The organism is Paenibacillus sp. GCM10012306, assembly GCF_042649265.1.
Lineage (GTDB): Bacteria > Bacillota > Bacilli > Paenibacillales > Paenibacillaceae > Paenibacillus_AQ.
This window is the reverse complement of record NZ_JBHRYW010000007.1, coordinates 139,564-154,945: the sequence shown is the minus strand read 5'-3', so window position 1 is coordinate 154,945 and position 15,382 is coordinate 139,564. Positions and strand designations below refer to the sequence as shown.

Here is a 15,382-nt window from a genome sequence, read left to right as displayed (position 1 = left end):
GTGGTGGACACTACCAAAATTATGATCGTCGATGATGATCCCCATATATGCGAGATTGTTCAGCTGTATTGCGAGAGGGAGGGTTACATAACTTCCTACAGTCATAACGGGACAGAAGCCATGGAGCTGCTTGCGTCGTTCGAGCCTGATTTGATTGTACTGGATGTATTGCTGGCTAATGAAAACGGCATTGATTGGTGCAGGAACGCACGTAACTACACGAATGCACCGATCGTGTTTCTAAGCAGTCGTGAGGAAGATGAGGTGAAAATCGACGCATTATCCTATGGCGGCGATGATTATGTGACCAAGCCGTTCAGCCCGGGAGTACTCATGGCCAAGATTAAGGCTCACCTTCGCAGAGTATCGATGGGCAGAAGGGAACAACTGCTGGAGTTACCGGGCTTGACGCTGGATTTCTACGCACAGTCCGTCAACATGGGGAGTAAAACCATTTTTTTATCGAAAAAAGAATTCAGTCTACTATCTTATATGGCACAAAACGTTAATCGTGTCATTAGTGTCGATACGTTGTTTCAGATTATCTGGGGAATGGAGAGTCTCGAGGATACGAGAACGGTTGCTGTACACATCAGTAATTTACGTAAAAAAATTGAGGCTGATCCTGTCCATCCTGAGATAATCATTACGGTTCGAGGGGCCGGATATATGCTAGTTGCCACAAATGAGTCGCAAACGCGAACATAGCGTTAAGTGTAGTAGTGTGACCATGGCTGACGCTAAACTTAGAGATCGAATTCATTAATAAAAAGCGGCGTAGGGATATCTTCCTTACACCGCTTTTTTTATGCACTATTACGATAGGACATTCCTTAATTCTTATAGTGTTAAGAACAGGTCTAGCGCGAACTTAAAGTTTTCTTTGAGTTTCATTAATGGGCTAAACTATCATGATAAAATACAATCAGGAAAATCGCTATGATTAATCATACTTTAGGAGGAAGAACACCCATGAAAAGGCGCATGATAAGGCGTATGATAAGTTTGTCGTTAGCCTTGGTACTAGCTGTGCCCCCTGTTGCCTACACGGCAAGCGAGGGGACAAAGATCAGCACATTAGCTGGAACAGGGACTGCCGGCTATTCGGGAGATGGAGAGGCGGCGACGTCAGCTCAATTGAACGATCCACGTAGATTGACTGTAGACAGCAACGGGGATGTGTATATAGCGGATAGAAATAACGCAGTAGTTCGGAAAGTGGACAAGTCGACGGGGTACATCAGTACGGTCGCGGGTACGGGGACTATTGGCTACTCGGGAGACGGAGGGATGGCGACCTCGGCACAGTTGCAAGAACCGTTGGGAGTAGCTATTGATAGCAGTGGAGATCTGTATATAGCAGATAGTGGAAACAACACGATTCGAAAAGTAGAAAAATCGACGGGAATCATCAGCACGGTGGTGGGCACGGGAACTGCTGACTATTCGGGAGACGGAGGAGCGGCGACATTAGCCCAGTTGAACTTCCCGGAAAAAGTAGCTTTTGACAGCAACGAAAATATGTATATAGCGGATCATTATAACCAGCGGATTCGGAAAGTAGATAAGTTGACGGGTATCATCAGTACGGTGGCGGGCACAGGGACTGCTGACTACTCAGGAGACGGAGGAGCAGCGACCTCGGCCCACTTGAGCTTCCCGTCTGGAGTAGCTTTTGACAGCGACGATAATCTATATATAGCAGAGAATGGAAGCAACACGATTCGAAAAGTAGATAATTCAACGGGCATCATCAGTACGGTGGCGGGCACAGGGGGTACTGGCTTTACGGAAGATGGACAACCAGCGATACTAACCACCATGAGCAACGTGACTGACGTAGCTGTGGACAGCAGCGGTAATGTATACATAGCCGATACTACTAACCACCGGACTCGGAAAGTAGATAGGTTGACCGGTATCATGGGCACGGTGGCGGGTACGGGGGAGGCTGGCTATTCGGGAGACGGAGGAGCCGCGACGTCGGCCCAATTGTTCTACCCGAATGGGGTAGCTGTGGACAGGAATGACAATGTATATATCGCGGATTCGAGTAATAACCGGATTCGAAAGGTAGGCCTATCAAGGGATGCTAGCTTGAGTAACTTGACGTTGTCGAGCGGAACGCTGAGTCCGGCATTTGTGCCGGGCGAGAAAAGCTACACGGCGAGCGTGCCAAACAGCGTGAGCAGTATTACGGTAACACCAACGGTGAGCGACAGCAGCTCGGCGGTAACCGTAAATGGTACGCCTGTGACGAGTGGTTCAGCATCGGGAGCGATCGACCTGAACGTGGGGAGCAATAACACGATTACGGTCAATGTGAGGACGCAGGATGGTACGTCGGCACAAACGTATACCGTGACGGTTGAGAGAAAGCCTGCTGCAACGATTGAACTGACAGCGATAGCTGGCAACGGACAGGTGACGTTGAACTGGGGCAGTGTATCGGAAGCAGTTGAATATCATATTTACCAGGGAACGGCAACGGGGCTCTACGGACCCACTCCGATTGCGACCGTCGGCGGAGCAACCAACAGCTACACGGCATTGGAGCTGACGAACGGAACAACTTACTATTTTGCAGTACAAGCAAGCAACGCTACAGGCTCCATCGGTTACTCTAAAGAAGTAAGTGCAATACCACAAAAAGGAAATACAACGGTGGCGGCAACCGATCTGACCATCGGAACAGATGCACCTGCGACAGGCGCGACCCAAGCAGACGGAACGAATACATTTAAACATGCAACAGCTGTTGTAACATGGTCGAGCGGAGGGGCTTATGCGCCAGCAAGCGGAACCTACTTGTCGGGCATCGCTTATAAAACCAAATATGTACTCACAGCCGATACAGGCTATGTGTTTGACGCAACGGCTAATGCATACGGGAAAAACGGAGCGCAAGATTTATCCGGGCGAATTACCCATTTAGGTGCAGGCACATTTACAGCTACCGTATCAAGTACGGTTAAAACAAACGATACGCTTACTATAATCGTAACCTGGCCGGGAACAGCGCTAAGAACGGTGGCGGCAACCGATCTGACCATCGGAACAGATGCACCTGTGACAGGCGCGACCCAAGCAGACGGAACGAATACATTTAAGCATGCAACAGCGGCTGTAACATGGTCGAGCGGAGGGGCTTATGCGCCAGCAAGCGGAACCTACTTGGCCGGTATAGCTTATAAAACGAAGTATGTACTTACAGCGGCTGAAGGATATACGTTTGACGCAGCTGCTAATGCATACGGGAAAAACGGAGCGCAAGATTTATCCGGCCGAATTACCAATCTAGGTGCAGGCACATTTACAGCTACTGTATCAAGTACGTCTACGACCAACGATACGCTTACCATTATCGCAAGCTGGCCGGCAACTTTTCAGAATTTGGTCAAAGTGAACCTGGATAACACGACTTACTTTCAAGCCTATTATAATGGCGCCATCATTCCTGGACAGGGAGTGAATATTGCAGGCGGAAGTGATTTCGGCATAGAATTGGCGAATAATTCGGTTTCCCCGTCTCAATTAAAGCCTGTAGTGGTTAAAAGCGTTACGGCTGTTGATGATAAGGGAAACAATGTACTGGTCAATTTAACACCAGATACCACGCATAGTGCTTGGGGTTTGAATTTGAACATTAAAGGAAATTCCGCACAAACGAACAGAACAGTAACTATAACTGTAAAAACGGAAGCGGCTTATTCGATTGATAAAAGCTTTTTGACTAGTTTTACAGGCATAGCTGCTTATACGGACAGCTCAAGAAATGTCTATCCGAATCAGTACAACGCCACACAGTATTTTACTGCCGGAGATAAATTGACCTTGAGTCTTTCCTCAAACGCAGTTATTCCTAATGGCGTCCAATTAATCGGTACAAAAACCTCCAAAGTGGTTGAGCTGACGAACACACTTTTTGACACGAATAATTATAAATACCAATATACATTTACAATGCCGAATGAGCCTGTATCTGTTGTTGTAAAATCAAGTACTAATGCAAATGCTCCACACAACATAAATGTAAGGCAAACAATAGATAACGTGATCCATCCAACGCTTTCGGGCGGCTCGACTTTTGTTCAGGCAACAGCAAGCACGCCAGCGAGTGCAAAGGCGGGAGAGAAGGTTACGATTTTTCCTGGCAGTTATAGTACCAAATTTTATTCAATTACCGGTGTTGATGTAAGATCGGCGCTCTTTAATGAAGTGGTGCCGGTTACTAAGAATGACAATGGTTCCTACTCTTTTGTTATGCCTTACACCGATGCAAACGTAACAGTGAATATCGTAGCCAATCCGTTCATCTCGATAACGACCACAGCTAAAAATAATAGCAGCGCTCAAATTACATCTGACACCAAAAATTATTATCCGGGAGATCGAGTAAGTTTTCAAATTACGAATACCGATCCGCACAAAACGTTGTCAGCTGTCCGTTTTATAAGAACATCGGACAATACTGTAATCTCTACCTTAGACAAGAGTAGCCATGCATTCGATTCAAGCATAAGCGATAGTTATGTCATTTATCCTAGCGGTCGTCAAGTATCTTCCAATGAAGGAGTAACCATTGTTGCCGAGTTTAATGATTATGCAGGAATTCCTGTATACAAGGGTACGCAAAATACCAAAACTGAGGCGCAATTTTCGGCTTATCCGGCAAATGTGCTGAAAAACCAGCCATTTACTTTTAAATTTACTGTACCGGATGATTCCAATAATACGCATACTCCTCAAATAAAAGTTACAAATAGCGATGGTACAGCCTCTTATATCGATTCTATCTATGAAAGTACAGATTCTCAAAATCAGAATATAAGCACCTATAAAGCTGACCTTAGCAGTTTGAAAACAAATCCGCAAAGTATTACTTTAGTGGATAAAATCAAATCTGCTAATAAGGGAAGACTTATTCAAGCGTTAAGCGCAAATTCAAAATTGCCTGGTTTATTTACGACCATCGTGGTAAACGGAACGAACATGAATAGTACAAACGGAGATCAGGCGGTGTACATCGGTACATCATCGAATCCAACGCAACAGGCCACTTTATCCAATAAAACCTCAACCTCTTTTGAAATAAAGGTGCCTAGTAATATGCTGCCAAAGGACAAAAATGTAACCTATTATATTTCTGCAAACGGCGTTCAGAAATCATTGACCATCCAAACTGAACAGGAATTGAGTCATAAGACCTTTGGTGTATTAGCTGTTGTGTCATCGAATCAGAGTCATTCTGTCATTATTGGGGCGGACGATACAGACATTAACCAACAGTTGGGTAGCAGAAAGTCCATACTTACAATGAAAGGGAAATTCGTTGTCACTGGAAGAGAATATCAATTCAGCGACACAACGATGATTAATTCTGTAGTCAGTAGTTATATGGAAAGGGAGGGTAAGCTGAAGGTTACGGATTCCGGAAACGGGAATGTAACGGTTGATGCCAAGAATGTCAGCATGGCCGCAGGCGGTATGACCTTTATGAGGGGGAATTCGAAAATCGAACTGAAAAAAGGAATCGAGTACGATATCGAGGAGTACCAAAAAGGGGATACCGGCGATTGGAAGTTCCCAAATAATCAAAATATTAAAATTGATAATGTGGATGTCAATCTCGGGGGATTAGCTGTCATTGACAGCGGGTCTACAGCAAAGATTACTGGCGCTTTGTTGATTGGTAAGAACTTCATGTTTGAAGGTAAGGTTTTTGTGGGAATCATGGCACCGGGCGGACAAGAATTTGGGCTTTCGCTGAATATAGACAGACTTCAATATGGTCTGAATGAACAAGGACGACTGGTTTATAAAGGCCTTCAAGCCGGGGGGGCTATAACGCCTCCAAGTGATTTTTATGAAAAGCTGCTTCCCGGTTTTAAACTTAATAACAGAGTGTCTATCGAAGGATCAATTGATACTTTTGAAAAAGTATACGGACTGGGGTTTGACTTAGACACCAAGCTAGCGAAAATAGCTGCCAGCGGGGTTTTAAAACGAATTGACGGCACATTTTTACCTAATAAAGTGAAGTTAATCGTCGGTTCAGAGGCGGGGCTTCCGATCTTGCCTACTGTTATTTTAAGTAAAGTTGGTGGCGGTGTTGACGGTCTTGCTGATTATATAACCAAAAATTATAAAGGTATACCACCAATCGTGTTTATGTTGAACGGTCAGTTGGATGTAGGTCCTCCTGGTGTACCCGCTGATAAAAAACCATTGCACTTTAATAATCTAGAACTGGTGTTAGGACCTTCAATGGTTCAACTGACGGGTATGCCTAATCTCTTGGGAATCGATTTGTTCAAGTCATTTAGAGCGGGTTTATATAGGGATATGGATAAAGTTAGTTTCCAAGTGGATCTTGATGCCAATATACTGAAAAATTTTGAAGTCATACTGGCACAGGGGAAAGCCAATGTTACTTCCTATAGTGATCCGAAGCGAAAGACGGATTTTTATGGCCTGCTTCAGGGAACTGTACAAATTCCTAAAATAACCTTGGCTCGCACATGGTTTGGTAATATTACCGCTGGACCGCTAACTTTGCGTCAAATGGGAGTTGGCTTGAGCAACAGCAACGCTTTTGCTACGTTCTCTATTTTGGGTTTTGGTCTTAAAGCGGATTATAGTTTTGGAAGTAGATCAGTATCTGTATCAAGATCCTTGTTGGCTTCCAGTCAAATGGACAATAAGCAGACATACTATGATGAAGACGGCAATTTCGCGGGCGAGATGCAAAGCTTCTCCAATATTAAAGTAGTAGCTACCAGCCCTTCCCAGGCAGCAGGGCGAATGTTAATGGCCGCTTCTTCGGGTGTGTCCGATCAGCCGACGATCAAGACGAATGACGCATCTACGATTCATACGATAACATTCCCTACAGGCTTGACGCAGGATTACGCGGTTACGGTAACTGGCAGCACTTACGATTTCAGCATCACAGATCCTGAAGGTCATCCGTATGCCATAACGTTTCCCAAAACGTTGAGTGACGGAAGCATCTATTATGATGATCCAAATGCTAACGCAGCATTTTTGTCTGACGATACGATTATGTTTAAGCTAGGCCATCAAGCAGGAGACTGGACGATTTCGTCCGCGTCAGGCCAGCCTTTTGCAAGTGCTGTTCTTAACATCATTCCGATTCCGCAAACCGACAGTGCAGTGCTTGATTCCAAAACAAAAACCGTTAATTGGACACTTAAAGGTTTGGATACAGTCAATGAGACCTACCAAGTGCAAGTACATTTGTCCACCGACAATGGCGATGACAAAGCAAACCTAAGCCCTGGCGTTCTAATTCATACGATTAACGTTGACCCGGCACAGGTTGTGAACGGTGGAATAAGTGGCAGTTATGTATTCTCGCAATCTGATTTGAGTCATTTGCAAAGCGGCAGTTATTATCCTAGAATTGCGCTTATTGGCATACCTAAGGACAATAAAGATAAAAATATACCTTATTCCAGCATGAATGCTAAGCAAGCTTTGGTCACAACCAATCCGCTTGCACCTGGTGATGTAAGCTCTGTTTCCGTATCAGCAGGCGGTGGGGGAACATTAAAGGCTAAGTGGAATGAGGTTCCCGGTGCGGATGGTTATCTGGTCAACTTGTTTGATGATCAAGGTAGAGCTGTGATGTCACCTTTATCTTATACAGATGAAATTGGGAGTGATGGAAAGGCTACGGACAATCAAATTCCTCACGCCGGCGTACCGATCAGTTACAGTATCTCACCAGACTATGCTGTCGATGGAGCATTTTCAGTTGATTTTTCAGGAATGACTCCAGGCAGCAGTTATAAAATCATGGTATCTCCTTTTTCATATGCCGATAAAACAGATACAAGCTCAGTTCAATTTTACGGCAACCCGACCGTTTCAAATGTTGCCTTTGTACCTGTTCCGCGAAATCCGGTGTTAAACGTTACGTCCAGTAATGGAAATGTGGCAATAGACGAAGAAGCGGGCAATTTACTTTACGTGAATGGAAACTTCAATCTGGATATTTTATCCACTTTCCTTAATCAAAAGGATGGGACAAATGTGAATCTAGACAGTAAAATTACCGTATTGCAAAGCGACGGAACGATTAACTCGGAGACCAGCAAACCTAACTTTAATAAGATTTACAGCAGTGCTGATTATGAGAGTACGATTTCCGTTCCCGTTGCGGTCAGTGATACAAACCGTTCAAGCATCATTAAAATTGTGGCTGAAAACCAAGATGGCGATAAGTCGAGCTACAGTCTGGTTGTTCATTACAACAACGATGCTCCTGCGTTATTTGTAAATGCTGATTCGAAAGGCACTATAGTCACGGACCAAAACGGCAATTATCAAATTCAAGGCAGCACACAGCCATTTATAACCGTGAGAGATAATTTTGGGAATCAGGTAAAAGCCGACGAACGCGGCAATTTTACAATCAAAGGAACGTTGAACACTGGATTGCAGGCTTACAGCACCATAACAGTAACGGATTCGTTCGGTAATTCTGCACAAGATGATGTAATTATTTCTGGAGCTACAAAAGATTCCGGAGGTAGCAGTTCTCCGCCTGCAGGTTCAAACAACAGCACATCTAATCCTGCTTCGCAAGATAGTGGCGCAACTAAACCTGCTTCGCCAAAAGATGACACAAAAACTGATGATAAGACTCCGAGCAGTGGTGTTGTAAAATCAATATTTAAAGATGTGCATTTAGAAGCGCCTTGGGCTGAACAAGCTATTGAAAAAGCTTATGCACTGGGCCTTGTAAACGGCAGATCAGTCGATATCTTTGATCCGAACAGCAACACCAAAAGAAGGGAAGCCATTACAATATTAGCTAGAGCCAAGAAGCTAACTTTAGGCCTTCCAGCAGATCTCAATAAAGCTGCATTGCATTTTGCAGACTGGGACAGTGTGCCAGAATGGAGCAAGCCTAGTATCGCGGCAGCATATGTAAATGGGCTAATAAGCGGCTCAAAAGTTAATGGGAAGTTTTATGTGAACTCAAATTCCAATATAACAAGAGCAGAGCTTGCGGTGCTTATACAAAACGCGTTTAAGCTTAAATCTGACATGAATAATGTCAAAACATTCTCTGACGATATCCCGTCATGGGCCTCTGAAAGTATAGCCGCATTGTCATCAAACAAGGCGGTTAGCGGTTATCCGGATGGAACCTTTAAACCTAGTGCCAATGCAACGAGAGCAGAAATGGTTGTTATGTTGATCAACGTTATTAAACCGGAATAGTCAAAATAAAAAATCACATTCTGTAGCAGGTTATGCTCAGAATGTGATTTTTTAGGTTTTGGTGCAATGCCAGAGCAGGGGAATTGCTAAGAGTGGATGGATCAAGTCCACGAAAGACAAAAAAGGTAGAGCTTGAGCGGATGCGCGAATCGCTCGACTCAGGGGACAATTCCTCTACGATAAGTATCTGAAAAGTCAAGGCGGAATCTTAATGAAAGGACCGAATAGCCGCTTTCCGGAGGTGAAGCTCGGTAACTTGCTATTATAATTACGGAACAGGCTACCGATTTTGACATGCTCCCCATCAAGTGCAGAGGTTTATTTCTCAATGTTGTGATGATTTATGTATCTATGAATCTAGGTTTCCTTTATATTGTTATAATAGGAAGGTAACTTTTTACAATGGAGGATTTAAATTTGCAGACCCAGCGAGTATTAAGGAAGATATTGTATATTTTTATTTTTATTTTTATTATGGGCCTGACTGTGAACGATCATAACGTAGTAAACGCGGGGAGTAAGGAGATATCTGTTATTCTGGATGGAAAGGTATTGGAGTTGTCCAAAAAAACAGTGACCATAAATGATGTGAATTATGTGCCACTGCGTGGTGTGCTAGAGCAAATGGGTGTTAATATCCAATGGAATCAGAGCTCAGGAACGATAATAGCAAGAAAAGGTGCACAGATCGTGGAATATACGCTGGGCAACTCTTATGCACGTATAAATACTATGGAAACGGTTATGTCTTCACCTGGTAAAATCATTGATGGTTCGGTAATGGTTCCGCTTAGATTTGTCGGAGAAGCATTTGGAGCAAAGGTCACTTGGAACGCAGCGGCAAGATCAATCACCATCATTTCTGACGATATGCTGCTTGCTTCCATTTCTCCTGAGCCTACGGGAAATACTGCTTCCAATCTGATGAACAACGGTTTTGCCGTTAAGCAGGGAAAGTGGATATATGGACTCGAAAATGAACAGTCAGGTTATCCAACTCATGGAAATGGCGGTTATCTGTATAAAGTGAACGAGGATGACGGAAAAAGCACCAAATTGGTCCCTGCCCAAGCGCGAATGCTGAATGTGCAGGACGATAGGATTTTTTATATCGGTCCGGATGGAATTTACAAAATACTCACAGATGGCAAGGAAGGAACACGCCTTATCGACTCCTCTTCCTCAAGACACCTGTATCTTCTGAACAATTGGTTATTCTATGATACGGAGGATGGAATATATCGATTACAGACAGACCGGTTGGGAGCAATACCTATTCGTGTTCTTGAAAATCCGAATGTTGATCAATTTACAGTCTCGCAGGGCTGGGTCTATTACAAGGGGTTTAGAGATAATGATGGACAGACCGGGGAATTAGGAAGAATTCGGATTAACGGAAGGGACAATATCGTCTACGGCAGATTCGAGTGTAATGATCTTACAGTACATGGGGGATATCTTTATTTTAATTATTTTGATGAGAATACGGATACGAATAAGATTGGAAGAATGCCTGCTGTAGGCGGTGAGTTACATTATTTAGTTGATGCTGAGGGTTATAATATTTCAAATAATTTATTGTTTTATGGAAAAGGGACAGTGATATATCGAAGTGAATTGGATGGTACTAACGCTAAACCCGTTGCTAATCTGGAGTCCTGGCCTATGCCGCTCAAGTTTGTAATATTTAATGACTTTCTGTTTTATGAAAAATCAATCTTTGGTGACAATGGCCAACACGCTTCAGCGGTATATGGAGTTAATTTAGCCGCCAAGAAGGGCTGGAGCTTGTTTGGAAAATCACTCCCTGCCGAGCGGAAAGATAACAGTCATCTTTACCCACATAACGATAAAGAGAAAATTAATGAGGTTGAACAATACGCTAAAAAAGTAGTACAGCAAACAGTTAGCCCTGACATGACTCCCCGTGAAAAAATAAAAGCATTGCATGATTATGTTGTAAAGAATACGGCCTATGACTATGAAAATTATATAAAGGACACTATACCCGAAAATTCGTACACGGTATACGGTACGTTAATAGAGCATAAGGCGGTCTGCGAAGGATATGCACTAACGATGAATGTGCTATTAAAACTCGCGGGTATGGAAAGTTATCTTATCTCAGGATTGGCCAATGGACAAGGTCACGCCTGGAACATCGTTGTTCTAAATGGTGTCTATTATCATTTGGATGCCACCTGGGATGACTCTGCACCGGATATTCCGGGTCAAGTCAAATATGATTATTTTCTAATTTCGGATGATCAGATGGCTCTGGATCATGAATTTGATACAGAAGGAATCAAGGGATTTTTTGAGAGAAAGAAAATGTTGGAGGGAATTGCTATTGATTTCGAATAACTTGTACCTATTTATCCCGTACATGCACTTCTAGGCCTCTGCCCACATAGAATAAAAGGACCATGAACCCGTAGTTCTCATTGCTGATCGGTTTCATTGTACACGTGCGGGAGGTGTCGCAAATTGCCCGGAATCATAAGTACAATTGCCCTGTTGATCAAAGAATTGACGCTGTTGGTGTCGTATGTAAGGAACAACGCGTTTCCACAGCCCCTTACCGAAGAAGAGGAAAGCCGGTACCTGGGGCGGATGGCGGAGGGGGATGCCAAGGCCCGTAACTTGTTGATTGAGCATAACTTGAGACTGGTTGCCCATATTGTGAAAAAATTCGATAATACCGGCGAAGACATGGAGGACCTGATCTCCATCGGGACCATCGGCCTGATCAAGGCGATCGAGAGCTATCGTCCGAATAAAGGTACTAAGCTGGCTACCTTCGCAGCCCGTTGTATCGAGAATGAAATTCTCATGCACTTGAGATCGCTGAAAAAGACCCGTAAAGACGTCTCCCTGCATGATCCCATCGGTACTGACAAGGAAGGAAATGAAATTACACTTATAGATATCCTCGGTTCGGAAGCCGATGATGTAATCAAGGAAGTCGATCTGAAGATTGAAAAGAGCAAAATATACCGCAACCTCGACATCCTGGATGACCGGGAAAAAGAGGTCGTTGTCGGCCGTTTTGGCCTGGACACGGGCGGGGAAGAGCGGACGCAGCGGGAGATTGCCAAGGAGCTTGGCATCTCGCGGAGTTATGTGTCGCGGATAGAGAAGCGGGCGCTGATGAAGCTGTATCATGAGTTTTATAAGGCGAAGCGGTGAAATTTAACGAAACACACCTCACTTTTCGGATGCCAGTTCCATCGCTGGTAACGTTAAGTCAGAGGTTCAATATTTCTTGACTCCATTGCACAAAAGATCGACCCAATGTCTGGGTCGATCTTTTGTTATAAGAACCCATGGGCGGCAAAGTCTCGGAGCTCACTCTGCACAAGAAAGAATTTTGAAAAGGGATAAGGACAGGAATCGGAATCTATAAAAGGGATCTAAGTTGAAGGAATAGTTTCTATTCGCAATCAGAACGCTATAACCTCCTAAATAGATATTACTATTTAGGATACATATTAACTGCTCGCAGAAAGGGGTGCTCTGCGCAGCCTCCCGAACCGTCAAAGCCTTTTATAGGCAAATAGCAGAATAATCACGGAAACAGCAGCATAGCTCAGTGAAACAAAGGGATATCCATTAATGCCGAAAAAATCAGTAACCGGTAACTTTTGCATTACACCGAGATACCAGAGGAAAAGATAGCAGAAGCTAAATAAATGCATCGAAAGAAACGAGCAGCCTATGGCGAGCGTAACCGTAAATAACAGACCTGTCAGAAGCATGATCAATTTTACGTATTCCTGTGCCAGCAGCAGATTCAGAATGGTGCCGCTAAAAAAAAGAGTGATACAGCCGGTAAAAAACACTATTTTAGAAATGAAATATTTCTGTTTATAAGCGAGGGTGGTATGGATGAACAAGTCCTTCACCTTGAATGTAATATTAGCAAACAAAAATAAAGGCGAGATCGAGGTGAAAATAAAAAGTACTCCGTCTAGCCCTTTGGATGAAGGCGAAAATTGAATCAGAAATAGAGGAATTAGCAGCAAATGCGTCTTTTCAAGGCTGCGTCTGTAAATTAACGCCTCAAGACGGATTAGTGCACCCAAATGTACATGGAAATAAGTCGAGGTCTGGGGCCAGGCCGACGATTTCGATTGGTTATGCACCAGGGCTGCCGCCGATCTATCAGACATTTTAATTTTCTGCCGGACAGGTTTAGGTGAACTGATTTTGATTTTGGAGGTAGCACCTTTCCTATAAAAAATACTGTCATAGCTTCGGGTTGCCCCAACCACATGCACAAGCAGAAATGCAAGTCCGATGATTACCAGCCTACTTGCAATAAAATCAGGTTCCCAGTTCACTTTGTGCATTAAGAATGTATTGTCGTAATGGTCAATATTCTGAAGGAAACCAAGTCCTCCATCCCATTGGCTAAGAGCCATAGCAGGAACAAATTGATCGATAATATTGTGGACAATAAACAGAAGTCCTGAGAAATCATAATAGGGATTAATTGTATCACGGTCAACTTGGACCAATACATAAGACAAATATCCGATGGAGAAGACAAAAATAAGGATGTTGCCGACAGTATTGCGTAACATATTGAACATATCCAGACACACAGCCAGACTGGCCAGAACATACAAAAAGGGGATGACGAGCAGAAGGAAAGGCAGAGCATATGACAGAAAAACAAACTCTGCGCTTTCACCACGACTAAATTGCATAATGATAGCCATTACTTCCACTGCTGCGGCAATAAAACATAGATACATAAAATTAGTTAACCTTTTGGACTCAAAATATCTATGAAGAGATAATGAAGAGCTTTTAATATACAAATCCAGCTTTGAATCTATGTCCAGTCTAATTGAACTGCGAATAAAATATATTCCACTAAAAATAAGGACGGTATGAAGGAACAGCACTACCAGAAGTCCCATCCAGGCTGAATTGTAAACTCCGCGAAAACCGCCTTCAAGTGAATTACTATGGATGACTGTTGTTAGTGTCGTATACGTCTGATTGCTGGAAGGAAAATAAAAAAAAGTGAGTATGGCAAAGAGAAGCAGAGTCCATAAAAAGGAACGTTTACGAATCTTCTCTTTTACTTGAGGAGTGACAAGCTGCAACTGGTTGAGAATCAGGGGCTTAATCATTTTAGCTCTCCCGCCAATCTGTCATGACCGCCAAATCTGTCCTTCATGTCCGGGGTGTCCTGATTCAGTTGATCTTGATGCATATAATATAAGTAGACATCTTCAAGGGTAGGCCCAATCTCTTCCGCGTGCGGGGCAGGGCGTGTGTAAGACAACACTCGTGTCTCCAGGCCGTTGCGGTTCATCTGGCTACCTCCGTAGATGTAAGGTACTTTTAAGTCTGCGTCGGGGCTCATCTCCGGAATTCTCCAGACTATATTGTTAATAGACTGCTTCAAGGTACCCGGGTCGCCTGAGGCAAGAATCCGACCTTTTTTCATAATAATGATATGTGTTGCAAGTGCCTCGACATCGGAGACGATATGTGTGAATAATACTACTGTGGAACGTTCGGCGTGTCTGGCAATGAGCTGTTTAAAGAATACCCGTTCATCGGGGTCGAGCCCTACTGTAGGTTCATCCAGAAGCAGGAAAGAGGGTTGATTTAGCAAAGCTTGGGCAATGCCGATCCTCTGCTTCATGCCTCCGGAGTAGGACTGTATCGGCTGGTCGCAAATTTCCGAGAGATTGAGTGAGTCCAGCAACTCCTGCACCACAACGGCAGCTTCCCTCCCAGGTAAGCCCTTCATGGCGGCAATATACATCAGAAACTCTCGTCCTGTCAGGACAGGGATCAGACCGATACTCTGGGGGAGGTATCCGAGCCTGCTTTTATATTTTTGGGCTGTTTTGTGAATATCATTGCCCTCATAGAGGATACGGCCACCTGACGGTTGCTCGATCATGGCGAGCATGTTCATCAAGGTGGATTTCCCTGCGCCGTTGGCTCCAAGCAGACCATAAATTCCTTTTTCTAATGTAATGTTAAGGGGATATAGAGCTTGTGTATCCTTTCCGTAACGCTTCTCTAATTGCTCAATTATAACGGTCATTAAACCCCACCTTTGATAATATTTAACAAATAAACAAGGAGAATTATACCA

The 15,382-nt window shown here is 43.8% G+C and carries 6 protein-coding genes; 4 read left to right on the top strand and 2 right to left on the bottom strand.

Features of this window, described 5'->3' with window-relative positions:
* The first annotated feature begins 3 nt into the window (after positions 1–3).
* The 4 genes from ACFORK_RS16585 to sigK all read left to right on the top strand — a co-directional run bounded on the left by ACFORK_RS16585 (position 4) and on the right by sigK (position 12,444).
* On the top strand, positions 4–708 hold the full coding sequence (locus ACFORK_RS16585) for a response regulator transcription factor (RefSeq protein WP_379200835.1): 705 nt from the start codon (positions 4–6) through the stop codon (positions 706–708).
* Positions 709–939: 231 nt separating this feature from the next.
* Positions 940–9,255, top strand: a complete 8,316-nt coding sequence (locus tag ACFORK_RS16575; protein WP_483874850.1) for an NHL domain-containing protein — start codon at positions 940–942, stop codon at positions 9,253–9,255.
* Between the two features lie 402 nt (positions 9,256–9,657).
* Positions 9,658–11,619, top strand: a complete 1,962-nt coding sequence (locus tag ACFORK_RS16570; protein ID WP_379200832.1) for a stalk domain-containing protein — start codon at positions 9,658–9,660, stop codon at positions 11,617–11,619.
* 123 nt (positions 11,620–11,742) lie between these two features.
* Entirely contained in the window at positions 11,743–12,444 is a 702-nt protein-coding gene (gene sigK, locus ACFORK_RS16565) for an RNA polymerase sporulation sigma factor SigK (RefSeq protein WP_066373374.1), read from the top strand.
* 347 nt (positions 12,445–12,791) lie between these two features.
* On the opposite strand, the gene ACFORK_RS16560 is transcribed toward sigK, so the two are convergent.
* Both ACFORK_RS16560 and ACFORK_RS16555 read right to left on the bottom strand, forming a co-directional pair.
* On the bottom strand, positions 12,792–14,399 hold the full coding sequence (locus tag ACFORK_RS16560; protein WP_379200829.1) for a hypothetical protein: 1,608 nt from the start codon (positions 14,397–14,399) through the stop codon (positions 12,792–12,794).
* Positions 14,396–15,331, bottom strand: a complete 936-nt coding sequence (locus ACFORK_RS16555) for an ABC transporter ATP-binding protein (RefSeq protein ID WP_379200827.1) — start codon at positions 15,329–15,331, stop codon at positions 14,396–14,398. Before ACFORK_RS16555 ends, ACFORK_RS16560 begins: the two co-directional genes overlap by 4 nt.
* Positions 15,332–15,382: the final 51 nt, after the last annotated feature.

Excerpts from the sequence above, each read along its gene's own strand:
- ACFORK_RS16575 (WP_483874850.1), top strand. The coding sequence starts at position 940 with ATGATTAATCATACTTTAGGAGGAAGAACACCCATGAAAAGGCGCATG.
- ACFORK_RS16555 (WP_379200827.1), bottom strand. The coding sequence starts at position 15,331 with ATGACCGTTATAATTGAGCAATTAGAGAAGCGTTACGGAAAGGATACA.
- ACFORK_RS16560 (WP_379200829.1), bottom strand. The coding sequence starts at position 14,399 with ATGATTAAGCCCCTGATTCTCAACCAGTTGCAGCTTGTCACTCCTCAA.
- ACFORK_RS16570 (WP_379200832.1), top strand. The coding sequence starts at position 9,658 with ATGGAGGATTTAAATTTGCAGACCCAGCGAGTATTAAGGAAGATATTG.